The sequence below is a fragment of the Kineosporia corallincola genome (assembly GCF_018499875.1).
GTDB classification, from domain to species: domain Bacteria; phylum Actinomycetota; class Actinomycetes; order Actinomycetales; family Kineosporiaceae; genus Kineosporia; species Kineosporia corallincola.
Genome location: NZ_JAHBAY010000001.1, coordinates 220,158 through 242,337 on the forward strand (window position 1 = coordinate 220,158; position 22,180 = coordinate 242,337).

Genomic DNA, 22,180 nt, shown 5'->3' on the forward strand with positions numbered 1-22,180 from the left:
GAGCGGTTGCCGTGGGTACAGGCCCGCGGCAACCGTCACGTGACAGGGGATACAGACGTGCCGACTGGCAGGGTCAAGTGGTTCGACGCCGAGCGAGGCTTCGGTTTCGCCAGCAACGATGACGGCGGTGAGGTCTTCGTGCACGCCTCCGCGCTGCCCGCGGGTACGACCACGCTCAAACCGGGCGCCAAGATCGAGTTCGGGGTCGCCGAGGGCCGTCGTGGCCTCCAGGCCCTCTCGGTGCGTCTGGTCGAGGCCACCCCGTCCGTGGCGCGGGCCATGCGCAAGCCCCCCGAAGACATGACGGTCATCGTGGAAGACCTGATCAAGCTGCTGGACAACGTCTCCAACAGCCTGCGTCGTGGGCGTTACCCCGACCGCTCGTCCGCGAGCAAGGTCGCCACCGTGCTCCGCGCCGTCGCAGACGACCTCGAGGCGTGATCGGCCGTCCGGCGCGCCGTCCGCGCCTGCTCGACACACTGCGGGGATGGGGGAGACTGGCTGGTGCTGCCACCGCCAGGTCGGCACCCCCGCCTCCGGCGGGCGCGACGACGGGTGACCGGCAGCAGGCCGTCCGGGGCGGATCAGGAGTGGAGCAGATGACCGACCAGCAGGTGACCGGAACTCTCGACGAGGCGCACGAGGCGCCGGCGCCGGTGGTCCCCGAGCAGGCCGAACCGCAGGAGCCGACCTCGGCCCGGGTTCCCACCGAACCCGATCCGGTGGCGGCCGCCGCGGTCGACCTGGCCCGTGAGGCCGCCGAGGACGTCGCCCAGCCGGGCACCGTCGGTAGGCACCTGTCGGTGTCCGTCGACCAGTCCGGGCTCACACTGCACGCTTTCGACTGCACCGCGAAGGGTTACCGGGGCTGGCGCTGGGCGGTCACGCTCGCCCACGTCCCGGGGTCCGATCGGGTGACGATCTGCGACACCGTGCTGCTCCCCGGCGCCGAGTCGATCATGGCGCCGGACTGGGTGCCGTGGTCCGACCGGCTCGCCCCGGGCGACCTGGGCGCGGGCGACGAACTGCCCTACAAGCCGGACGATCCGAACCTGGTTCCGGGCTACACCGTCACCGATGAAGACGATGCCGACCAGCAGTTGTTCTGGGAGCTGGGCCTCGGCCGCGAGCGGGTGCTCGGGCGTGAGGGGCTGACCGGCGCCGCCGACCGCTGGCACCGCGGACCGCACGGTCCCACGTCCGACATCGCCGTGCAGGCAGCGGCATCCTGCGTGACCTGCGCGTACTTCGTGCCGTTGTCCGGCGTCATGCGTCAGGCCTTCGGGGCCTGCGCCAACGAGTGGTCGCCCGCCGACGGCACCGTGGTCACCGTCGACTTCGGTTGCGGTGCGCACAGTGAGACCGACCTGGAGATGCCCGCCCCCGAACCGCTGGGCGACCACATCCTCGACGAGACCATCGTCGACAAGATCGATCTTGCCGCTGCCGACGAGCCCACCCCGGGCATCGAGACCGGGTCGAGCGTGGATGCGCCCGGTGCGGTTGACGCTGCCGTGGCGGATGCGGATGCGGCGGATGCGGCTGTGACGTTGGTGAGCGAGGAGGCCGGTGACATCGATGCTCCGGCTGATGGCGAGGCTGAGGCTTCGGTCGACGTGGAGACTCTGGCTGGCGTTGAGGTTCCGGCCGATGACGAGGCTCCGACTGGGGCTGAGGCTTCGGTTGACGTGGAGACTCCGGCTGATGGGGAGGCTCCGGGCGACGGTGAGGCTCCGGCCGGTGTGCAGGTTCCGGCCAGTGTTGAGGCTGCGGTCGGCGTTGAGGCCGCGGTCGGTGGTGAGGTTCCGGCCGAGGTTGAGGCTTCGGCGGGAATTGAGGACCCGGCCGGTGCTCAGGCTGACGACCTTGTCGACGGTGGCGTGACGCCGGTGGCCGAGAAGGTGGCCGGCGTCGAGGTGCCGGTGGCTGAGGAGTCCTCGGCCGACAGCGGGACGGCTCACGTCGGGAATGTGGCTGAGCGGAACGAGTCTCACGGTGATGACGTTGCCGGTGGCGAGGCCGGGGTGGTCGAGGCGGCTCCGGCCGAACCCGCTTCCTGGGCCGCTCCGCAGCCGCGGGACGCGGGCGGCACGCTCGGCGATGTCGTTCCGGCCGAGCCGACCCCGCCGGTCGAGGTCACGGTCGAGCCGACGGTGGACCCCGAGCCGGTGGCCTCGCCCGAGGACCTGGTCGCTGTGCGGTCTCTCGGCACGCCGGACGAGCACGGGGACGCGGCTGAGTTGTCTTCCGTGGAGTCCGGTCCGGCCGGTGAGGTGCTGCTCCAGGGTGCGCAGGACGAAGACCTGGTGCCGCCGCCCGCGCTGAGCCCGGAAATCGTTGCTGCACAAGACGAAGAGAGCCCGACCGGCGAGGCGGTGCAGGGCGAGGCGGTCGCTCCGGTCAGCGAGTACACCGCGTCGCCCGACACGGATCCGGTTCCGGTTGAAGGGCTTTCGCCAGAGGTTCCGGACGGGTCGCGGCAGGGTGCGGCGGTCGCCGTCGACTCCGCCGAGACGGCCGCGCAGCCGGAGCCGGCAGCCGAGTCCGTGGCCGGGCAGCCGGAGCACGGGCAGGCCGATGCGACGCAGGCTGATGTGACGCAGGCTGATGTGACGCAGGCCGATGTGACGCCGGTTGACGCCGACCCGAAGCCGCAGGACCGGCCCGAGGTGCCGCCGCAGCCGTGACCGACGACCGGTTCGGCACGGCGGGGATCCGGCAGCGGGTCCTGGCGGCCTGGGCGGCTTCACCCACCCGGTTCCGTGAAGATGCCAATGCCGAGGAAGAGCTGGTCCTGGGCGGTTACCGGGACCGGCTGGTGGTGGAGCTCGCCCAGAACGCCGCCGACGCGGCGCTCCGGGCGGGTGTGTCCGGCCGGCTGCTGCTGCGGCTGACCGACGGCTCCGGAAACCCGGGCGGCACCGGCGATCTCGGCAACGGCCCGGTGCTGGTCGCCGCCAACACCGGCGCCCCGCTCGACGCCGACGGGGTGCAGGCACTGTGCACGCTGCGGGCGTCGGCGAAGCGGGACGGTGGCACGGTCGGCCGGTTCGGCGTCGGTTTCGCCGCCGTGCTGGCGGTCACCGACGAGCCGGTGGTGCTGAGTCGTTCCGGGGGCGTCCGGTTCTCCGCCGCCGACACCCGGGAACTGGTGCGGCGCACCGCCTTCGAAGGCGACTCCGCGCAGCTGGCGGAAGAACTCCAGCGACGTGACGGTCAGGTTCCGGCGCTGCGCCTGCCGTTCGAGGCCGAGGGCACCCCGCCGGAGGGCTATGACACGGCGGTGCTGCTGCCGCTGTCCGGGCCGGACGCCGCGGCGCGGGTGCGCCAGCTGCTGACCGCCGTCTCCGACGTGCTGCTGCTGGCCCTGCCCGGTCTGGACCAGATCGTGGTCGAGCTGCCCGGCGAAACCCCGCGGGTGATCAGCGATGTCGCCCGGCGCTGGCGGATCGTGCGGCGGGAGGGCGAGGTTCCGGCCGGACTGCTGGCCGACCGGCCGGTGGAGGAGCAGGTGCTCACCCGCTGGTCGCTGACCTGGGCCCTGCCCGGCGGCGAGGCCGAGCTGCCGCAGCCGGCGGTGCTGAACGCCCCCACCCCCAGTGACGAGTCCCTGCCCTGGCCGGCGGTTCTCGTGGCCAGTGTGCCGATGGACGTGACACGCCGGCACGTGGTGCCCGGCCCGGTGACCGACCTGATCGTGCACAACGCCGCCCTCGCCTACGCCGACCTGCTCACCGAGGTCGCGGCCGAGGGAGGTGAGGCCTGGCCACTGGTGGTCACCGGACTGCCCGCCGGGCCGGTCGACGGCGCGCTGCGGGAGGCGGTGCTGGCCCTGCTGCCCGAGCGCCCGCTGCTGCACGCGGCCGAGGACCCGAAGACCCTGCTGCGTCCCTCCGAGGCCCTGGCCCTGAACGGGCCGGTCGGTGCGGACCGCGCGGTGGTGAACGTGTTCGCCTCCTGGCTGGCCGGTCTCGTGCACGCCCCGCGCCCGTCCTGGACGGTGCTGGAAACCCTTGGCGTGCGCCGGATGTGGCTGTCCGACGCGGTGGAGGCGCTGCCCGCGCTGCCCGACCCGGAGCGCTGGCGTGGGGTCTACGACGCGATCGCCGGGCTGACCCTCGACGAAACCGTGCGCGAGTCGCTGGCTTTCCTTCCGATCCCGCTGGCCGACGGCACGGTGGCACGCGGTGCCCGCGGGCTGCTGCTGGCCTCACCGGAGACCGATGTCGACGCCGGTGCCCCGATCTCGGTGCCGGAGGCGCTGGCCGTGCTCGGTGCCAAGGTGGTGCACCCCGATGCCGTGCACCCGGTGCTGGAGCGGCTGGGCGTTACCGTGGCCGGGCCCCGGGCCCTGGTCGAGCTGCCGGTGGTGCGCACCGCCGTTCACGAGATCAACGACGGACCGGGCGGTTTCACCGAGGACGCCCGGTCGCCCGACGAACTGCGTGACGCCGTGCTGGCCCTGGTGGCCGTGGCCGTGACCGCCGGTGAGCTGGGCCCGGGTGAGCTGCCCTGGCTGGGCGAGCTGGAGCTGAGCGACGAGGACGGCGAGCCCACCCCGGCCTCCGTCCTGGCGATCGAGGGCAGCCCGGCGGCCGACTGGTTCCATCCCGACGACGTCGGGATCCTGCCGGAGTGGTGGGCCCGGCGCTGGGGTGAGAGCACCCTGGTCGCGGTCGGTGTGCTGCGTGGCCCGGGGGCCTTCCTGGCCTCCGAGGTGTCGCTCGAACCCGACCTGCTGGGCCTCGACGACGAAGACGGTACGCCCGCCGCCGAACTCGACGGCTGGGACGACTACACCGCCTGGGTGCAGGCCACGCACCCGGAGATGCTGCCCGGGGGAACGATTTCCGAGCTGATCGCCGTCCGTGATCTGGATCTGGTCCGGCCGGAGTCGCTGCCCGGCGTGGTGGCCGCGATCGCCGGTGACCCGCTGCTGCGCCCCGCCCTGGTGCGACCGGCCAGGGTGGTCTCCGGGGGCCGCGGGTTCGACGTGCCCTCGTACACCGCGTGGTGGTTGCGGTCCGAGCTGAGCGGCGGCGACGACGACGGGGGTGTGCTGGCCGCACCGGGCGCCGAGGCGTCGTTGCGGGCGCTGCTGCCCCCGGCGCCGGACTGGCTGACCGGACTGGACCCGGTCGCGAGCCGCGCGGTCGGTGTGGTCACCACCGTCGACGACCTCGACGCCCAGGGGCTGCACGACGTGCTGGACCGGCTGGCCGATCCGGACGTCACGCTGACCTCGGCGATGCTGCTGCCCCTGCTGGAGCGGATCGCCGACCTGGCGCCGCCGGCGGCGGGCGACGGCGATCACCCGGACGTCGTCCGTGGTCTGGATCCCGACGACGTGACCGCGACCGTGGTGGTGCCCCTGGCCCAGGCGGTGCTGGTCGACTCGCCGATGTACCGCCAGCGAACCGATCTGGGCGTGCAGGTGCCGGTGAACCCGGCGCGGTCGGGTGCCCTCGCCGGGCTGCTCGGCCTGACCGCCGCGCACGACCTGGCGGCCGGTGCGGTGGACGACACGCACGGCACGCAGCAGACGGTCGGTGAGGCCGTGCTGGCGGTGCTGCCGGCGGCGCCGGTCACCTGGTGCGAGCACGAGGAGTTGCACGTCGACAGCGTCGAGGTGGACTGGTGGCTGGAGGGCGACGGGCCGGACGCCCGGGTGCACGCGGCCACGGTGGACGGCCTGGCCCGCGCCCTGACCTGGGCCTGTGACCGCTGGGAGTTGCGCGACCTGATCGCTGCCCTGCTCGCCGATCCCGGGCTGGGGCCGGACGTGCTGGTGGACCAGACCTTCGGTTAGGGCGTGTGCTCCGACTCGGGCACCGGGCCGGAGCGGGTGGCGGGTCCGGCGTCGTGCAGCGGCGGGTGCTTGCGGCGCAGCCGGGGCAGGCCGGTGGGTTCGCCGCTGCCGCGTGTGACGTCGTCGACGTCGCCGCTGTAGGTGCTGGGCGGGATGACCTGGCCGGGTTTGGGCCGGGGCCGCCGGATCAGCAGATAGCTGTAGCCGACGAAGCCGAGCAGCACCCCGGAGAAGGCCGCCCAGACCCACCAGCCGCGACCGCTGGACTCCAGCTCGGGGCGGAGCATCAGCCCCAGCACGAACAGCAACGCCCAGATGCCGGTGCCGATGGCGACAGGCAGGCGCTCACCTGGGCCCCCCTGGGTGACCTGGTAGGGCACTTCCTGTTCTCCCACTCTTTCGAGATTACCTAACGGATCGGTGCGGCTCACCGGAGTTACCTGCGGTGCGGCTCACCTCCGCCCGATGATCTTGCGGTCGCTCGCCCGATCGGGCGAGTCGGGCGGCTGTTGCCCGGGGGAATAGTTAGCTCGGCTAAGCAGTTGGAGTAGGCTGTGACCGTGCTCGAGGAGACAGAGTTGCGCGTGTCCCTGATGAAGGTGACGCGGCGGCTGCGCGCGGAGAAGTCCGATACTGAACTGACGGACAGTCAGATGTCGGTGCTCTCCGTGCTGGACCGTGGTGGTCCGCTGACCCCGCGGGCGCTGGCCGACTACGAACGGGTGCAGCCGCCGTCGATGACGCGCACCCTCGCCGCCCTGGCGGAACGCGGTCTGGTCGACCGCGCGCCGGATCCGGGTGACGGCCGGCAGATCATCGTGCGGATCACCGATTCCGGCGCCGCCGCCGTCACCGCGACCCGCCGTCAGCGCGATGCCTGGCTGGCTCAGCAGCTGGCCGACCTCGACCCGGATGAGCGAGCCGTCCTCGCCCGTGCGTCGCAGATATTAAGGAGGATCGCCGACTCGTGAGTCCCATGTTCCGAGCGCTCAGCATCCGCAACTACCGGCTCTGGGCCTCCGGCGCCATCGTGTCCAACACCGGCACCTGGATGCAGCGTGTCGCTCAGGACTGGCTGGTCCTCACCCAGCTCACCGACAACTCCGGCGTGGCGGTCGGTATCACCACCGCTCTCCAGTTCGCCCCCGTGCTGCTGCTCGCCCCCTGGATCGGCGCGCTCACCGACCGCCTCGACCGGCGCAAGATCCTGATCACCACCCAGATCACCTCGGCCGTACTCGGTCTGGTGCTGGGCCTGCTGGTGATCAGTGGTCTGGCCGAGCTCTGGATGGTCTACCTGCTCGCCGCCGGTCTCGGTGTGGTCGCCGCCGTCGACGGCCCGGCCCGCCAGGCCTTCGTCTCCGAACTCGTGCCGGTCGAGTACCTGCCCAACGCGGTCGGCCTGAACTCGGCGTCGTTCAACGCCGGGCGCCTGCTCGGCCCGGGCATCGCCGGCCTGCTGATCAACTGGCTGGGCACCGGCCCGGTCTTCCTGATCAACGGGTTCAGCTTCATCGCCGTGGTGTTCTCGCTGACCCACATGAACCGCGACGAGCTGCGTCTCCAGGAGCGTCCGGGGCGGGGCAACCGCTCGGCCCGCGCCGGTCTGGTCTACGCCCGCAGCCATCCCGAGATCGCGCTGATCATGTGCATCGTCGGCATGGTGGCCATGCTCGGCCTGAACACCCAGATCACCACCGCCCTGATGGCCCGCACCGAGTTCGGCAAGGGCGCAGGCGAGTACGGCCTGCTCGGATCGGTGATGGCGATCGGCTCGCTGGGCGGGGCGCTGCTCGCGGCCCGGCGCGAACGGCCCACCGTGAAGCTGGTGATCGGCGCGGCGGCGGCCTTCGGCGTGTCGTCGATCGTGTCCGCGCTGATGCCCACCTACTGGACGTTCGCGCTGATGCTGATCCCCAGCGGCCTGGCCGCGCTGACCATGCTGACCGCCGCCAACGCCACCGTGCAGCTGGCCACCACACCGGCCATGCGCGGCCGGGTGATGGCGCTGTACATGGCGATCACGATGGGCGGCACCCCGATCGGCTCGCCGATCATCGGGTGGATCGGCGAGGAGTTCGGCGCCCGCTGGACCATTCTGGTCGGGGGCATGGGCACGCTGCTCGCCGTGGGCATGGCCCTGCTCTGGCTGAGCCGCTCCGCCACCCTGCGCGAGGCGGTGAAGGCGTCGGACACCCGGCCGCTGATGACGGTGACCAAGACGTCGGACCGGGCTGCCGCCACCGGCACCCCGGAGGCCGCCGCGGTGGCCCGGCAGACCGCGACGCGCACCTCCGGGGCGACCGAGAACTCGGCCGCCTGAGCGGTTTTCGATTGAGGACGACGATGAGCCCAGACGGGCCCGTCGTCGTCCGCCGGTTCGGCGTCAGGCCAGCCCGAGGGGCTTGGCGAACAGGTCGTAGCCGACGAAGCTGACCACGTCGAGGATGGTGTGCGCCACGATCAGCGCCCACACCCGGCCGCCGCGGCGGTACCACTCGGCGAACACCACGCCCATGATCGCGTTGCCGACGAACGGCCCGAAGCCCTGGTAGAGGTGGTAGGAGCCGCGTAGCAGCGCACTGGCGCCGATCACCCGCACCCAGGGCCAGTCCAGCCGGCGCAGCCGGTTCATCAGGTAGCCGACCACGATGACCTCTTCGAGCACCGCGTTCTTGACCGCCTGGAGGATCAGCACCGGGATGGTCCACCAGTGCTCGTTCAGCCCGGAGGCCACGATGGTGGTGGTGACGCCCAACTCGCGACCGACCACGTAGAGCAGCAGGCCGGGCAGTCCGATCAGTGCGGCCAGCCCGGCCCCGTGCAGCGCGTCGCGCAGGCCGTTGCCGCGGTCGAGCCCCAGCCGCCGGCGCCAGCCCGGGGTGTCGCCTGCCAGCAGCCACAGCACCAGCGCGACCGGCACCAGCGTGGAGGCGATGTCGAGCAGCTGGTAGGTCAGGTCGAGGTATTCGCGCACGCTGCGCGAGGCGTTCAGCGTGGAGGTCTGGGCCGAGAGCCCGCCCTCGGCCGTCAGCTTCGCGGTGATGCTGACGACGGAGTAGACCGCGGACATGCCGAGCGACAGCCCGAGCACGATCCAGATCTCCAGCCCCAGACGGCGCCGGGCCGGGGGCTCGGTATGCGGCGGTTCCTCGGTGATGTCGCGGCTACGCGCCGGACCCCGCATCCACCAGGCAGTTGCGCTCTCGACCACGCCGCCACCCTATGCAAGCCGGCTGTGTCGCCCGGCGGCCCGCCCGTCGCCGGGCACCGGTGCCGTCTCGACCGAGTCGACCCCGACCGGGTCGACCCCGGCCGGCATCGGCACCGCCCGGTAGGCCGCGCCGATGCGCCGCGACAGCTCGGCCCTGCGCTGCGCCGGGGTGCCGATGCGGCGGAACTCCTCGTAGAGCGGATGCGTGTCTCGGGTGACCCGCCAGGTGGCAGGGGTGTGGAACTGCACCTCGAAGGCGATGCCGGTGGCCGGGTCGGCCCAGGTGGTGTTGATGCCCCGGTAGCGCTGCGACCGCCAGGTGTCGTTGAGGCTCAGCCGGTGGTAGCCGCGCTGCTCGAACAGCGCCGTGACCCGGGCGACGCCCGCCGCGTAGGACTCGTCGGCCAGCACCATGGTGTAGCGCACGGCGTCTTCGGTGCGGTGCAGCAGCGCCGGCAGCGCCCGGCCGGTGTTCGCCTGCTGTGTGGCCAATTTGCGCCTGATCGACTCGCCGTCTTTCAGCCGGTGGGCCAGCCCGGTGAGCTCGGCCGACCCGGCCCGCGCCACCTCGCGCACGGCCGCCGTCAGGGTGGGCTCACCGGCCGCGGTGAGGGCCGAGAACGCCTCGACCGCGGCGCTGGCTCGCGGGCTGAGCCGCAGGCCGTCCGGCCCGCGCCAGGCCTGGTGCCCGGGCGCGGACCGGGCGGTGCTGCGCCCGATCAGCCGGGACCGGGCCGAAAGGCTCTGGGGATCAACGGCTTCGGGGAAGCGGGCAGGAACGGTGGACGCCTCGGCGGCGACGGGCCGGTGGTGACCGGCCGGACGGTGGAGCTCTTCGGTGTCGACGTGAAGCCGTGGGCTCATGTCCTCAGACCGTAGAGCAGGCCACCGACAGTCTTGGAAAGTTATCCACAGGCCGGTGTTACGGCGTGACGTCGTGCAGGTGATGCACCGGGTCGTGCAGGAAGTACCGGGCGAAACTGTCCACGGTGAAGCCGGCGCCGTCGCTGCGCCGCCCCGGCCGCGACCACTGCGCGTCGGTGACCGCCGCGAACCGGTGGGCGATGGCGTCGCCCGCCTCCAGCAGCTCACGCGAGACCAGCACCGGGTCCTGCTCCCAGTACCGCTCCAGCTGCGCGGTGTCGTCCTGGTCCCAGTTCGGGAAGAGCGGATCGTTCTCGGTCAGCATCATCACCAGCCGCCCGTCGAACACCCGGAAGGTGTCGCGCACGTGGCAGGCGTACTCCAGCGGTGACCAGACGCCCTCGGCCGGCCGCCGGCGCACGTGCGGCTGCACCAGCACCTCCAGCCAGGCGGCCACGTTGGCCCGGATCAGCGACGGCAGCCGCCACATCGAGACCGATCCGGCTTCGTAACCGCACTCCGGGCAGGTGCGATCGAGTACCCAGGTCCAGTCCTTGGTGTCCTTCTGGATCGCCATGGCCCCAAGATAGTGCGACCCGTTCGCCACAATCTTCCCCTACGTGCACTCCAAGGCCAGATATTTGCGGACGACGAACTACCCTCGGCCGGATGACCGTGACCGTCGGCCCGGCCGGCCCGCAGGACGTCCCCGAGATCTCCCGGCTGCTGCGTGACTACCTCACCGCCACCGAGACCGAGAAGGCCGCCCACGGCCTGGCCGTGCCCGGCCCGCTGCCCTCGCGCTACCAGCACGAGATCGACCGTCCGGAAGAGCTTCTCGCCGGCACCCTGCTGGCGCGCGACGGCAGAACGACGCTCGGCCTGGTGGTCCTGGAGGTCCAGCACGACCAGGCCGAGATCAGACGGCTCTGGGTGGATCCGGCGGCCCGGGGCACCGGGGCCGGGCGGGCCCTGGTGCGGGCGGCCCTGGAGCGGGCCGGGGGCCGCCGCGTCAGTCTCACCGTGTGGGACTGGCGCAGCGCCCCGATCGCGCTCTACCGCTCGCTGGGATTCGTCGGGCAGGACTCGTGGGACGAGCGCGAGCGGTTGCTGTGCATGGCCTTTCAGCCCGACCAATCGACCAGGTAGGCCCACAGGGCCGGCGGAACCGTCTCCAGCGAGCCGCGCGACGAGCGCAACCGGTCGGCGTCCTCGGAGGACAGGTCCGGCACCGCCAGGAGCAGCTCCTCCAGGTGCCCGTCCGGCAGCGCGGCCAGGTAGCGCAGGGTCAGTGCGGTCAGGGCGTCGCGGTGCAGCTCGCCGAACAGCCGCACCCGCGACATCCCGCCGTCCGGGTACACGTCCATCCGCACCTGGGTGAGCAGGTCGAACCCGATGCGTAGCTGGTGCACCGAGTCCGGCCGCAGGGGCTGCCGGGGCAGCACCTCCTGCCAGTTGTCCGGCTCGCCCAGCGGCGTGCCGCTCAGCCGCACCTCGCCGGGCGCGTTGCCGAGGAAGTGACTGGTGTCGATCACCGCGCGGCGCAGGTAGCCGGCCCCGGCCAGGGCGAACACCACCCAGTCGTTGCCGCCGTCGCGCCGCCGGGCGTTCTCCCAGCCGCCCTCGGTGGTGGCCGGGTCGCCGGGCTGGATCAGCTTGCCCGCCGAGGAGTAGAACATGTCCGAACAGCCCACCACCGCACCGCCGTTCGCCAGCGCGGCCAGGTCGATGGTGCCGGTCAGGTGGCGCGGGTCGGGCACCGCCTCGCCCAGCACGCGCAGCCGGGCCACGCCGCCGTCCGGGTGGATCGACAGCCGCACGTGGGTCCAGCGGCGGTCGCTGTTCACCTCGAAGGTGTTCGCGGTGTCACCCTTGAGCGGCACCTGGGGCAGGATCGTGGTCCAGGCGCTCTCCGGCAGGTCCTGCGCCACCGGGTAACCCTCGCTCGCCGTCGCCTCGATCGAGGCGAAAGGCGGGTAGTTGCCGCGGAAGTGAGCGGTGTCGACGACCACCGAGCGGACGATGCCGGGGATGCCCAGCCGCACGATCGCGAAGTCGTGGCCCGGCCGGTCCGCCGGGTCGCGCCGGCGGCGGGTCTCCCAGCCGTCGTAGATCTTCCCGTCCGGGCCGTAGGTGTGCACCTGGTAGGCGGAGGGCTCGGGACGGATCAGGTTGCGCCGGTCGGCGAACAGCTGGTCGTTCGCATACACCACCCGCCCGCCGACGTTGCTGCACGCGAGATCGGTCAGCCCGCCCAGTTGTTCGGCCATGCCATTCACTCCCAAATCAATAGTGGACGACGAAACCCCCGGCTCGATCACACGTCGCCCCTGCGCAGAAGCCTCCCACGCGGCGGCGCCGTCAGGTCGATCGGTTCCCCGCCCAGCCAGGTCTCACGCACGACCCCGGCCAGGGCCATTCCGTCGTACGGAGTAATCGGGTGCCGGTGCTCCAGATCCGCCGCCGACACCACGGCCGCCTCGTCCGGCGCGAACAGGCACAGGTCGGCGTCGTAGCCCAGGGCGATCCGGCCCTTGCGGGTCAGCCCGGCCTGGTTGGCGGTGCGGGCGGACATCCACTCGGCCACGTCGGTCAGCGTGAACCCGTGCGTGCGGGCCTGGCTCCAGACCGCGCGCAGGCCGAGCTGGAGCGAGGAGATGCCGCCCCAGGCCACGCCGAAATCGCCGATGTCGAAACGCTTCAGCTCGGGCGTGGAGGGGGAGTGGTCGGTGACGATCGTGTCGATCACCCCGTCGCGCAGCCCCTGCCACAGCTGCTCGCGGTTGGACGACTCGCGGATCGGCGGGCAGCACTTGAACTGGGTGGCGCCGTCCGGGATCGCCTCGGAGGTGAAACTCAGGTAGTGCGGGCAGGTCTCGACGGTGATCAGCACCCCGTCGCGTTTGGCCGAGGCCAGCATCGGCAGGGCGTCGGAGCTGGACAGGTGCAGGATGTGCACTCGCGCCCGGGTGTAGCGCGCGGCCTCGATCACCTCGGCGATCGCCATGTTCTCGGCGCCGCGCGGGCGGGAGGCCAGGAACCGGCGGTAGCGCTCGCCGTCGGCCGCCGGGGCCCGGTCGATCGCCTGCGAGTTCTCCGCGTGCACGATCATCAGGGCACCGAAGTCCTGCATCGTGCCCAGGTACTGCTCCAGCTCGGCCGACGAGAGCGGCTGGAACTCGTCCACACCGGAGTGCAGCAGGAAGCACTTGAACCCGAACACCCCGGCGTCGTGCAGCGGCCGCAGCTGCCCCAGGTTGCCCGGCACCGCGCCGCCCCAGAAACCGATGTCGACGAAAACCGCTCCGTCGGCCGCCTTTCGCTTGATCTCCAGCGCCTCCACGGTGGTGGTGGCCGGGATCGAGTTCAGCGGCATGTCGATCACCGTGGTGACCCCGCCGGCCGCCGCGGCCCGGGTGGCGGTGGCGAAGCCCTCCCACTCGGTGCGGCCCGGCTCGTTGATGTGCACGTGCGTGTCGACCAGGCCGGGCATCAGCACCACGTCGTCGCCGAGCTCGATCACCCGCTCCGCCCGCAGATCGGCGTCGAGCGGCTCGATCGCCACGATCGTGCCGTCTTTGACACCGATCGAGCGGGCCGACTCACCCACCACGGTGATCACCCGCGGTGCCTTGAAAACCGTGTCCAGCATCGCGAACTCCTGTCAGCGCTTGGCGAGGACCAGCAGGGCCGGACGGTCCAGCCCGGTGAGCGAGGCCACCTCGGCGTCGTCGCAGGCCCCGCACTCCACGGCACGCAGCACCGCGTTCGCCAGGGCCTGGGCGGTGGCCGGCTCGTCCATCACGCCCGAGGCGGCCTTGTCGGTGTAGGCGCGCAACCGGGCGGCACTGGGCGCCAGCTGCGAACGGTAGAACACGTAGGTGGCCGCGAACCGGCTGACCAGATGCCCCGGGTGCAGGTCCCAGCCCTGGTAGAGCGCGCCTTCCAGGGCCCGGCGCACCAGCCGGGCGTGCAGCGTCCAGGCGCTCGCGACCTGGTCGGCGGTGCCGACCGGGATCACGTTGGTGGAGCCGTCGCTGACCCGCACACCGGTCTGCGCGGCGGCCAGCTGCATCACCGCCTTGGCGTGGTCGGCCAGCGGGTGCTCCAGCGACTGGTACCCGGCCACCACCCCGGCCGCGGCGCTGAAATCGTAGGTGCCGTAGTGCAGTCCCTCGCACCGGTCGGCCGCGGCGTGCACCAGGCGGGCCACCGCGGCGGTGCCGTCGGGCGCGTAGACGGCCTGCGGCACCTCGATCTGGAGCTCCAGCCGCAGCGCCCCGTCGGCCAGCCCGAGCGCGGACTCCAGGTGCTCGAGCACCCGCACCCCGGCCTGGACCTCGGCCACGTGCGCCACCTTCGGCAGCGTGACCACGAACCGCGCGGGCAGGCCGCCGTGCGAGACCGCCGACGAGAGCAGCAGTTCCAGCGTGCGCAGCCCGCGCCGGCGGGTGGACGGCTGGAGGCCCTTGATCCGGGTGCCGGTCAGCAGCGGGGCCTCCGGCCGGCGGGCCAGCTCGGCCAGCGCCACCCCGGCCGCCGTGGCGGCGGCGTCTTCCTCGTCGGAAGGCCGCAGCCCGTAACCGTCCTCGAAGTCGATCCGCAGGTCTTCGATCGGCTGGGAGCCGAGTTTCGCGACCAGGCGCGGGTACACGTCGTCGAGCAGATCACCCGGCAGGCCGGTGGCCGTGGCCAGCGAGCCCGGCCCGGGGGCGTGCTCGGTCAGCAGTGCCAGTGCCGTCTCGCCCCACTGCGTGGCGGTGGCGGCGGTGAACTGGTCGGCGGGCACGTACACGGTGTGCACCGGCTGCCGGGTGGTCGCCTCGCCGGTGAACCGCGCGGCCTGCGCGTCGGCCGGGGCCAGCAGGGCGTCGATCTCGGACCAGAATGCGTCATCGAACAAGGGCGGGCCTTTCTGCGGTCTTCTCGTCGTGCGAAAGCTCTGCCGGATCAGACAAAACCCGGCACGAACTGCCAGGCCGGGCCGGCCGCGGGCGCACCCTCGCGCAGCACCTGGCCCTCGATCAGACCGTACGGCCGATCGCCCGCGAGGAACACCTCGTTCGGGTTGTCCAGCCCGAAAGGCTCCAGATCGACGAGGTAATGGTGTTTGTTCGGCATGGACAGGCGGATCTCGGCCACCTCGCCGAACTGCTCCAGCACGGCGCCGCCCATCGCGTACAGCGTCTGCTGGAGCGCGAGACTGTGCGTGCCGGCGAAGGTTTCGAGCAGCACGGCGCGGATCTTCGGGTAGATCTCGCCCCAGGCCACATGGGTGGAGGAGTAGCGCCAGCGGGCCGTGACCGAGGTGGCCAGGATGCGGTCGGTGGTCTCCGGCAGCGTGGTGTACTCGTCGCGCGGGAAGCCGTGGAACTCCGAGCCGGTCGACTTCAGCACCACCAGGTCGGTGAGCCCGGCGATCACCCAGAGCTGGTCGCCGTCGCGGGTCACCGTGGTGGTGCGCCGCTCACCACCGGGCCGGCTGAAGGCGTGGTCGTGGTCATCGATGCGGGCCCAGGGCAGCTGCTCGATCTCGATCTGCGCGCCGCTGACCTGCGGCTGCGACTCGACGAAGTGCCCGGCCAGGCGGATCGCGAAGTCTTCCGGCTGCCCCACGCCGAACTTGCGGGCGAAGGCGTACACGGTGTTCTTCTGCGTGTCGGTGGCCAGCACCGCGGCGTTGTCGCCGGTGAGGTAGGTGGCGTCGAACGCGCCGCGCAGGTGGGTGCTGACGTTCAGGTCGGTGAGCACGTGCCGGGGCGTGGAACGATCCACGTGCACCAGCCGGACCTCGGCCTTGCCGTACTGGTTGGCGCCCAGAACGATGCCCATGCGCTGCGTCAGCTCCCTCGGTAGGTCGAGTACGCGAAGGCCGAGAGAAGGAGCGGCACGTGGAAGTGCCCGTCGTCGTCCACAATTGAGAACGTGACGGCCACCTCCGGGTAGAAGCACTCCCGGCCCTGCTGTGCGAACCATTCTCCGGTTCCGAACGTCAGACGGAAGACGCCGGCCGTGACGATCACGTCACTACCCCAGTCGCGGATGCGACCGTCGGAATCGGTGTGTGCCGTGGCCAGCGCGCTCCAGCCGGTGGCGGAGCGCTGCTCCAGCCCGACCAGCATCGCCGCGGCCGGGGTGCCGGTGCCGGAATCGAGCACGTGGGTGGACAGCCCGGCCATCAGGACGCCTCCTGCTCGGTGTGTGTCGGTTCGGTGTGCGTCAGCTCGTCGAGCCAGGCGCCCAGGCGCAGTTGCGCGATCTGGGCGAGCTGGTCGCGCACCACCCCGGCCTCGGTGACCGGATCGTTCCCGAGTCGCTCGGTGAGCGCAGCCAGGATCTGCTCACCGCTGCGGCCCGCCGCGCGGATCAGGAAGACCTGCCCGAACGTGTTCTCGTAGGCAATGTTTCCGGCACGTAACCGCTCGGCCAGAACGGCGTCGGCGGCGTTCACCCCGGACTGCTCGGAACGGCTGTGGGCGGCGTCACGACCGGTGCCGGTGGGCCGCTCGCCGATGCGCGGATGCTGGGCGAGGGCCGCGGCCAGATCGTCGTCGTCGAGCACCGCGCCGAACCGGTAAGCCGTGGCCAGCAGGCTCTCCCGGTCCGGATAGGGCCGGCCGGCCAGCAGCGACCGCGCCCAGCCGGGAGCGTGCAGGCAGGTCAGCAGCCGGTCGGTGGCGGCTCCCGCGGGGAGCTCGTTGAACGTGTCGACGCCGGCTGGCTGGGGCACCTGACTCCTAGCGGTCTAGATCCGAATGCCCCTCACCATACTCAACGGCGTCGCCGGCGAGAACGGCTCGGACGCAACAAGATCGCGATGCTCGACACGGCGACCAGGGCCACCAGCGCCGCGCCCGCGCCGACCAGCCACCGCAGACCGCCGTCGCCGCCGGCCAGATCACGCAGCTTCTCGGTTGCGGCAGCGGCACTTTCGGTGGAGGACGACGAGGAGGCGGTCGCACCCGGCGTCGTCCCCTGTTCATCCTCGGTGGCGACCGCGGGAAGCTTGACCCGCAGGATCGGGGAGTTCTCGCCCTCCGACCCGACCAGGGCGTACGCGCCGTCGTCGACCACCGCGATCGACTCACCCTGCTCCTGGTCGGGCAGGGCCTTCGAGGCCAGCGTCTCCAGCTGCCCGCCGTCGGCCCGGTCCGGCCCGGCGATCACCGACAGGCTGCCGTATCCGCGCAGCACGATGTTCCCGTCGGGAGTGAACGCGCCGTCGGTCACCAGCCCGGCGCCGGTGCGGCCGACGTCGGTCATCTCCGTCAGCCGCGAGGTGCCCGTGGTCCGGCCCGGCCACAGGGCCTGGGGGACGGCGTACACCTCGGACCCGAACAGCGTCTTCGAGACCACGTAGAGCCGGCCGGTGCGCGGGTCGGCCAGCAGGGTCTCCGCGTCGCGGGCCCCGCCCGGGTAGGTCAGGCGCAGCACCCGCTGCGGGGTGATCGTGGTGTCGGCCAGGGCCCGCGGCTCCGGCACGATCGCGATCCGCACCGAGTCGTGTTTCGCGTCGTTGTCGCCGATGTCGGCGATCGCCAGCAGCGCCGTGCCGTCCAGCTCGAACGAGGCGATGGCCTCCCAGTCCCGGGCGTCCTCACCGGCGATCGTCACGGTGGCGGCGGTCGAGCCGTCTCCCGCCAGCGCGTAGATCTGGTTCGGGTTGCCCGAGTCGTTGTGCGTCCAGAGCACGTCGTCGTGCAGCAGGCTGGGCGCCAGGCCGGAGCTCTCGGCGATCCGGTCGTCCTGGATCACCCGGTCGGTGCGGGTCTTCGCCTGCGCGGCGCCGTCGGTCAGCACCAGAGCCAGGGTGGTCAGGACGACGACGGCGACTCTCACAGCGACCCTCACACCGACCCCAGCACGGCGTCGACCTCGGGCCGCAGCCGCTGCGCCAGCGCCGGGTCCACGTGCCACGACGACACCAGGTCGGTGTACTCGGCCACCCGCCGGGCGGTCGGCGCGGTTCCGGTGTGCACGGCCCGGATCAGGGCGTTGCGCGGGGTGTGCCGGGAGTCGATGAACTCGACCACCTCCACCCGGTAGCCGAGTAGCCGCAGCAGGTCGGCGCGGGCGGTGTCGGTGAGCACGTCGGCGAACCGCTCGCGCAGGATCGGGTGCCGGGTGAGGCCGCCGAACGGCACCGTCTCGGCCTCGGTCAGCTGACGCTGGATGTCGTGGTGGCAGCACGGGGCGGCGAGCACGCCCTGCGCCCGCCAGCGCACGGCCAGGGCCAGCGAGTCGTCGGTGGCGGTGTCGCAGGCGTGCAGCGCTAGGACGATGTCGACTCCGGTGAACTCCGGGTCGGCGGCGGCCTGCTCGATCGAGGCGGCCCGGAAACCGAGCCCGGTCAGACCGGCCTCGGCGGCCACCCGGGCGTTGCGCTCGGCCATCTCCGGGCGGATGTCCACACCCAGCGTCTGCACGTCCGGGTCGACCTCGGCGGCCAGGTAACGGTGCGCGGCCATGGTCAGATAGGCGTTGCCGCAGCCCAGGTCGACCACCCGCAGCGATCGGCCCTCCGGCTTCACCCGGCGCGCGATCGGGGCGAGCTGGCGCAGGAAGGCGTCCACCTGGCGGCGCTTGGCCGCGTCCGCACCGAGGATGCGGAACAGCGGGTCGTCGGGGTCGATCAGATGGTTCGGCGGCCGGTCGTGGGAACCGTCCACCCGTTCGGCGCTACGGGCCTCGACATGCACCTGGGCCTCGCCGCGCTTGGTCACCCGCAGCTGGACGATGCTGTCGCGGGTCTCCACGTGCCAGTTGCCGAACGGCTGGGCGAGCAGGGCGTCGATGCCCTGCCCGGCGGCCTCGCCGGTGAGGTTGCGGACGACCGGGATGCGGCCGTCGGTGGTGGTCACCTGGATCTGGCGGCCCTGTTTCAGGTCGACCGGCCTCAGCTCGGCCCGGCTGGGGTCGGGGTGCTGGTTGCGCCGGCGGCCCGACGCCACGGCGCGCACCAGGCCGTCCGCGTCGAGCAGCAGGGGACGCAGACGGTCCAGGGCGGGGACGAGCGGTTCGGGCACGGCCCCATCTTCGCAGGGCCGTGACCCGGACCGGTCAGCGAGCGAGCCAGGCGTCCGGCGCCTCGGCCATCGCCCGCACGGTGGCGGGCAGCTCACCCGTGAGCACGTCTTGCAGCGTGGTCTCGTCGAGCACCATGCGCAGGCTGTGCCGCATGGCCACCCACACCGTGGGCAGGTGCTCGGCGACGCCGCTGTAGGTGGTCTCGTGCGGGCGCAGGCCACGCACCTCGGCCAGCGGCCCGTCGACCACCCGGATCACCGAGCCGATGGTGATCTGGTCGGCGGGCCGGGCCAGGGCGTAGCCACCGTCGGCGCCGCGCTGACTGCGAACGAGGCCCGCCCGGCGCAGTTCGGAGAGGATGGCCTCGACGAACTTGCGGGGCAGGTCTTGCTGGGCGATCAGCACGTCCACCTTGACGAGTTCGGGTGACTTCGAGGCGAGCATCAGCAGCGCTCGCACGGCGTAGTCGGTCTTGGCGGAGATCTGCACGGCTCCATTGTCCCCATACCGGGGACACTCCGCTGCCCGGCCCGAGCCGACACGCCCGGGAAGCGGACGGATCGTGCGGTGCTCTACGGAACGACCAGCGTCCTGGGGGCCCCGGACGTGCGCAGCCAGACCTCGCGGCCGGGCTCCAGCGCCAGGTCTTCGGACTGGCTGCGGGTCAGCTGCACCCAGGGCTCGCTGCCCTGCGCGGTCTTCAGCTCGGCCCGCACCTCGAACCCGACCCGGGTCAGCTTGGTCACGGTGGCCCGCACCGCGTCACCGGTCTCGGCCGTGCGCAGCTCGATGTCGTGCGGCCGTACCAGCTGCCCGTCGAGCGTGGTCACCGGGCCGAGGAACTTCATCACGAAGTCGTTGGCCGGCTTGTCGTAGAGCTCGGCCGGGGCGCCGACCTGCTCGATCCTGCCGCCGTTGATCACCACGATCTCGTCGGAGACCTCCAGGGCCTCCTCCTGGTCGTGGGTGACGAAGATGGTGGTGACGTGCATCTCGTCGTGCAGGTTGCGCAGCCAGTCGCGCAGTTCCTTGCGCACCTGGGCGTCCAGGGCGCCGAACGGCTCGTCGAGCAGCAGCACCTCGGGCTGCACCGCCAGGGCCCGGGCCAGGGCCATGCGCTGACGCTGACCGCCGGACAGCTGCGAGGGCAGCCGGTCGGCGAACTGCTCCAGGTGCACCAGCTCCAGCAGCTCCATGACCCGCTTGCGGATCTCCGTCTTGGGCCGCTTGCGGATCTCCAGGCCGAAGGCCACGTTGCGGTACACCGACAGGTGCTTGAACGCCGCGTAGTGCTGGAACACGAAGCCCACACTGCGTTTCTGCGGGGGCAGCCAGGTGGCCTGCACACCCTCGATCTCGACCGTGCCGGTGTCGGGGAACTCCAGGCCGGCGATGATCCGCAGCAGCGTGGACTTGCCGCCGCCGGAGGGACCGAGCAGGGCCGTGAGCCGGCCGGTCGGGACCTCCAGGTCGACGTTCGACAACGCGACGAAGTCGCCGAAGCGCTTGTTGATGCCGGAAACCGAGATGCTCACTTCTTCTGCTCCTTCGGCCGCAGCAGGGCGATGATGACGATGAAGAGGACCGCTACGCACATCAGCAGGAAGGCCGCGGTGAAGGCGTCCTGCTCGGCCTGCGCCCCGAACTCCTGGTAGGCGTCGTTGACGAACAGGGTCATGGTCTGCGACTCGCCGGCCACGCTGCCGCTGACCACCCGCACCGCCCCGAACTCGCCGAGCGAGCGGGCCAGGCTGAGCACCACGCCGTAGGCCAGGGCCCACCGGATGGTCGGCAGGGTGATCCGCACGAAACGCTGGAAACCGTTGGCCCCCAGCGACTGCGCGGCCTGATCCTGTTCGGTGCCGGCCTCTTCGAGCACCGGGATCACCTCGCGCACCACCAGCGGCAGCGCCACGATCACGGTGGCCAGCACCAGCGCCGGGGTGGCGAAGATGACCTGGATGCCGAGGGTGTTCAGGGTCGGGCCGAACCAGCCGTTGGTGCCGTAGACGAAGATCAGCGCGATACCGACCACGATCGGCGAGATCGAGACCGGCAGGTCGATGACGGCGTTCAGCAGCCGGCGCCCCGGAAAGCGGTACCGCACGATGAGGATCGAGATGCCGATGCCGAAAACCGTGTTGATGAGCACGCTCACGACCGCGACGAACACGCCCAGCCGGGCGGCGGCCTGGAGGTCGGGGTTACGCAGCGACTCCAGCACCGGGTCGAGCCCGTTGGCGAAGGTGTGCTGCACCACCGTTCCGACCGGCAGTGCGACCAGGCCGAGCACGTAGGCGACGGCGATGGTCCGCAGCACCCACCGGGTGACCGGGATGCGCCGGCGCGGCCGGGAGGCCTTGACCCGGGCCGTGCCGGGAGCGGACGTCGTCTTCAGTTCTGGTGTGGCGGAGGTGGTCTCAGTCACGTCGGGCCGCCAGTCTCTGCAACGAGTCGAGCAGGACGAGCACGATGACGGCCACCACCAGCAGCAGGGTGGCGACGGCTGCGGCACCGGTGGTGTCGTTCTGCTCGATCAGCTTCAGGATGTACGCGGCGGAGACCTCGGTCTTGCCGATCAGGTTGGCCGAGATCAGGATCACCGAGCCGAACTCGCCCAGTGCGCGGGCGAAGGCGAGGGCCGAGCCGGCCAGGATGGCCGGGGCCACGGTGGGCAGGATGATGCGCCGGAAGATGGTGAAACCCGAGGCCCCGAGCGAGGCCGCGGCCTCTTCCACGTCCCGTTCCATGTCGATCAGCACCGGTTGCACCGAACGGACGACGAACGGGAGCGTGACGAACAGCAGCGCCACGAAGATGCCCTTGCGGGTGCCGACCAGGTCGATGCCGAACGGGCTCTGCGGCCCGTACAGCGAGATCAGCACCAGGCCGGCCACGATCGTCGGCAGGGCGAACGGGATGTCGATGATCACCTCGACGATGCGCTTGCCCGGGAACGAGTCCCGCACCAGCACCCAGGCGACCAGGGTGCCGAACACCGCGTTGATCACCGTGACCAGCACGGCCGCACCGACACTCAGCTTGATCGTGTCGAGGGCCTCGGGGTCGGTGACGGAGTCCCAGAACTCGCCGAAGCCGCTCTGGAAGGCCACCACCACGATCGAGGCGATCGGCAGGAGCACGATCAGCGACAGCCAGAGCACGCCGACCCCGAGGCCGAGCCCCGAGGCGCCGCTCAGGCGCCCCGAGGAGACCGGTCGCGGGCGCCGCCGGGGCGGCGCCGGAACTTGTGTGGTGGTGGCCAT

22 protein-coding genes are annotated in these 22,180 nt (G+C 71.8%); 6 read left to right on the plus strand and 16 right to left on the minus strand.

Going from position 1 to position 22,180, the window contains the following annotated elements:
- Window positions 1–57: 57 nt before the first annotated feature.
- From KIH74_RS00995 to KIH74_RS01005, 3 genes are all read left to right on the plus strand, one after another.
- Window positions 58–441, plus strand: coding sequence for a cold-shock protein (locus tag KIH74_RS00995; protein WP_214153435.1), 384 nt, complete (start codon window positions 58–60; stop codon window positions 439–441).
- A 158-nt stretch (window positions 442–599) separates the two neighbouring features.
- A complete protein-coding gene (locus KIH74_RS01000) occupies window positions 600–2,687 on the plus strand; it encodes a DUF3027 domain-containing protein (RefSeq protein ID WP_214153436.1) in 2,088 nt (695 codons plus the stop codon).
- The gene (locus tag KIH74_RS01005) at window positions 2,684–5,809 is read left to right on the plus strand and encodes a sacsin N-terminal ATP-binding-like domain-containing protein (RefSeq protein ID WP_214153438.1); all 3,126 of its coding nucleotides are present in this window, start codon (window positions 2,684–2,686) and stop codon (window positions 5,807–5,809) included. Before KIH74_RS01000 ends, KIH74_RS01005 begins: the two co-directional genes overlap by 4 nt.
- On the opposite strand, the gene KIH74_RS01010 is transcribed toward KIH74_RS01005, so the two are convergent.
- Entirely contained in the window at window positions 5,806–6,204 is a 399-nt protein-coding gene (locus KIH74_RS01010; RefSeq protein WP_214153440.1) for a hypothetical protein, read from the minus strand. The two genes, KIH74_RS01005 and KIH74_RS01010, sit on opposite strands and share 4 nt — an antisense overlap.
- A gap of 165 nt (window positions 6,205–6,369) precedes the next feature.
- Here KIH74_RS01010 and KIH74_RS01015 point away from each other — a divergent pair, with 165 nt between their 5' ends.
- On the plus strand, window positions 6,370–6,780 hold the full coding sequence (locus KIH74_RS01015) for a MarR family winged helix-turn-helix transcriptional regulator (protein ID WP_214153441.1): 411 nt from the start codon (window positions 6,370–6,372) through the stop codon (window positions 6,778–6,780).
- The gene (locus KIH74_RS01020) at window positions 6,777–8,132 is read left to right on the plus strand and encodes an MFS transporter (protein ID WP_214153442.1); all 1,356 of its coding nucleotides are present in this window, start codon (window positions 6,777–6,779) and stop codon (window positions 8,130–8,132) included. The genes KIH74_RS01015 and KIH74_RS01020 overlap by 4 nt, the downstream gene beginning before the upstream one ends.
- 63 nt (window positions 8,133–8,195) lie before the next feature.
- Here the strand turns inward: KIH74_RS01020 and KIH74_RS01025 are convergent, their stop codons facing one another.
- Genes KIH74_RS01025 through KIH74_RS01035 form a run of 3 tightly spaced genes read right to left on the minus strand, consistent with a single transcriptional unit; the run spans window position 8,196 to window position 10,464 of the window.
- Window positions 8,196–8,996 carry a CPBP family intramembrane glutamic endopeptidase gene (locus tag KIH74_RS01025; protein ID WP_372491983.1) on the minus strand — a complete coding sequence of 267 codons (801 nt, stop codon included), beginning with the start codon at window positions 8,994–8,996 and terminating at the stop codon, window positions 8,196–8,198.
- A 36-nt stretch (window positions 8,997–9,032) separates the two neighbouring features.
- Window positions 9,033–9,887, minus strand: coding sequence for a hypothetical protein (locus KIH74_RS01030; RefSeq protein ID WP_214153446.1), 855 nt, complete (start codon window positions 9,885–9,887; stop codon window positions 9,033–9,035).
- Between the two features lie 58 nt (window positions 9,888–9,945).
- On the minus strand, window positions 9,946–10,464 hold the full coding sequence (locus tag KIH74_RS01035) for a DinB family protein (RefSeq protein ID WP_214153448.1): 519 nt from the start codon (window positions 10,462–10,464) through the stop codon (window positions 9,946–9,948).
- Window positions 10,465–10,556: 92 nt separating this feature from the next.
- Here KIH74_RS01035 and KIH74_RS01040 point away from each other — a divergent pair, with 92 nt between their 5' ends.
- Complete coding sequence (locus KIH74_RS01040) at window positions 10,557–11,036, plus strand: GNAT family N-acetyltransferase (RefSeq protein ID WP_214153450.1); 480 nt, start codon at window positions 10,557–10,559, stop codon at window positions 11,034–11,036.
- On the opposite strand, the gene alc is transcribed toward KIH74_RS01040, so the two are convergent.
- The 12 genes from alc to cysT form a co-directional block, all read right to left on the minus strand.
- Window positions 11,012–12,157, minus strand: coding sequence for an allantoicase (alc, locus tag KIH74_RS01045; RefSeq protein WP_214153452.1), 1,146 nt, complete (start codon window positions 12,155–12,157; stop codon window positions 11,012–11,014). The two genes, KIH74_RS01040 and alc, sit on opposite strands and share 25 nt — an antisense overlap.
- Before the next feature lie 47 nt (window positions 12,158–12,204).
- Complete coding sequence (gene allB, locus KIH74_RS01050; RefSeq protein ID WP_372491984.1) at window positions 12,205–13,536, minus strand: allantoinase AllB; 1,332 nt, start codon at window positions 13,534–13,536, stop codon at window positions 12,205–12,207.
- Between the two features lie 15 nt (window positions 13,537–13,551).
- Entirely contained in the window at window positions 13,552–14,790 is a 1,239-nt protein-coding gene (locus KIH74_RS01055) for a DUF6986 family protein (RefSeq protein ID WP_214153455.1), read from the minus strand.
- A gap of 47 nt (window positions 14,791–14,837) precedes the next feature.
- A complete protein-coding gene (pucL, locus tag KIH74_RS01060) occupies window positions 14,838–15,719 on the minus strand; it encodes a factor-independent urate hydroxylase (protein ID WP_214153457.1) in 882 nt (293 codons plus the stop codon).
- An 8-nt stretch (window positions 15,720–15,727) separates the two neighbouring features.
- Complete coding sequence (uraH, locus tag KIH74_RS01065; protein ID WP_214153458.1) at window positions 15,728–16,066, minus strand: hydroxyisourate hydrolase; 339 nt, start codon at window positions 16,064–16,066, stop codon at window positions 15,728–15,730.
- Complete coding sequence (gene uraD, locus KIH74_RS01070) at window positions 16,066–16,617, minus strand: 2-oxo-4-hydroxy-4-carboxy-5-ureidoimidazoline decarboxylase (protein ID WP_214153460.1); 552 nt, start codon at window positions 16,615–16,617, stop codon at window positions 16,066–16,068. Before uraD ends, uraH begins: the two co-directional genes overlap by 1 nt.
- A 41-nt stretch (window positions 16,618–16,658) precedes the next feature.
- The gene (locus tag KIH74_RS01075; RefSeq protein WP_214153462.1) at window positions 16,659–17,726 is read right to left on the minus strand and encodes a hypothetical protein; all 1,068 of its coding nucleotides are present in this window, start codon (window positions 17,724–17,726) and stop codon (window positions 16,659–16,661) included.
- 8 nt (window positions 17,727–17,734) lie between these two features.
- Complete coding sequence (locus KIH74_RS01080; RefSeq protein WP_214153464.1) at window positions 17,735–18,913, minus strand: class I SAM-dependent methyltransferase; 1,179 nt, start codon at window positions 18,911–18,913, stop codon at window positions 17,735–17,737.
- Window positions 18,914–18,947: 34 nt separating this feature from the next.
- Window positions 18,948–19,403, minus strand: coding sequence for an RrF2 family transcriptional regulator (locus KIH74_RS01085; RefSeq protein ID WP_214153465.1), 456 nt, complete (start codon window positions 19,401–19,403; stop codon window positions 18,948–18,950).
- 83 nt (window positions 19,404–19,486) lie between these two features.
- Window positions 19,487–20,449: a sulfate/molybdate ABC transporter ATP-binding protein gene (locus KIH74_RS01090; RefSeq protein WP_214153467.1), complete on the minus strand. Its 963-nt coding sequence runs from the start codon at window positions 20,447–20,449 to the stop codon at window positions 19,487–19,489.
- On the minus strand, window positions 20,446–21,342 hold the full coding sequence (locus KIH74_RS01095) for a sulfate ABC transporter permease (protein ID WP_214153469.1): 897 nt from the start codon (window positions 21,340–21,342) through the stop codon (window positions 20,446–20,448). The genes KIH74_RS01090 and KIH74_RS01095 overlap by 4 nt, the downstream gene beginning before the upstream one ends.
- A complete protein-coding gene (cysT, locus tag KIH74_RS01100) occupies window positions 21,335–22,180 on the minus strand; it encodes a sulfate ABC transporter permease subunit CysT (RefSeq protein WP_214153470.1) in 846 nt (281 codons plus the stop codon). The genes KIH74_RS01095 and cysT overlap by 8 nt, the downstream gene beginning before the upstream one ends.

Bases quoted from the DNA above. Each gene is read 5' to 3' on its own strand.
- KIH74_RS01030 (WP_214153446.1), bottom strand. From the start codon at position 9,887: ATGAGCCCACGGCTTCACGTCGACACCGAAGAGCTCCACCGTCCGGCC.
- KIH74_RS01035 (WP_214153448.1), bottom strand. From the start codon at position 10,464: ATGGCGATCCAGAAGGACACCAAGGACTGGACCTGGGTACTCGATCGC.
- cysT (WP_214153470.1), bottom strand. From the start codon at position 22,180: ATGGCCACCACCACACAAGTTCCGGCGCCGCCCCGGCGGCGCCCGCGA.
- KIH74_RS01025 (WP_372491983.1), bottom strand. From the start codon at position 8,996: ATGCGGGGTCCGGCGCGTAGCCGCGACATCACCGAGGAACCGCCGCAT.
- KIH74_RS01000 (WP_214153436.1), top strand. From the start codon at position 600: ATGACCGACCAGCAGGTGACCGGAACTCTCGACGAGGCGCACGAGGCG.
- alc (WP_214153452.1), bottom strand. From the start codon at position 12,157: ATGGCCGAACAACTGGGCGGGCTGACCGATCTCGCGTGCAGCAACGTC.
- pucL (WP_214153457.1), bottom strand. From the start codon at position 15,719: ATGGGCATCGTTCTGGGCGCCAACCAGTACGGCAAGGCCGAGGTCCGG.
- KIH74_RS01040 (WP_214153450.1), top strand. From the start codon at position 10,557: ATGACCGTGACCGTCGGCCCGGCCGGCCCGCAGGACGTCCCCGAGATC.
- uraH (WP_214153458.1), bottom strand. From the start codon at position 16,066: ATGGCCGGGCTGTCCACCCACGTGCTCGATTCCGGCACCGGCACCCCG.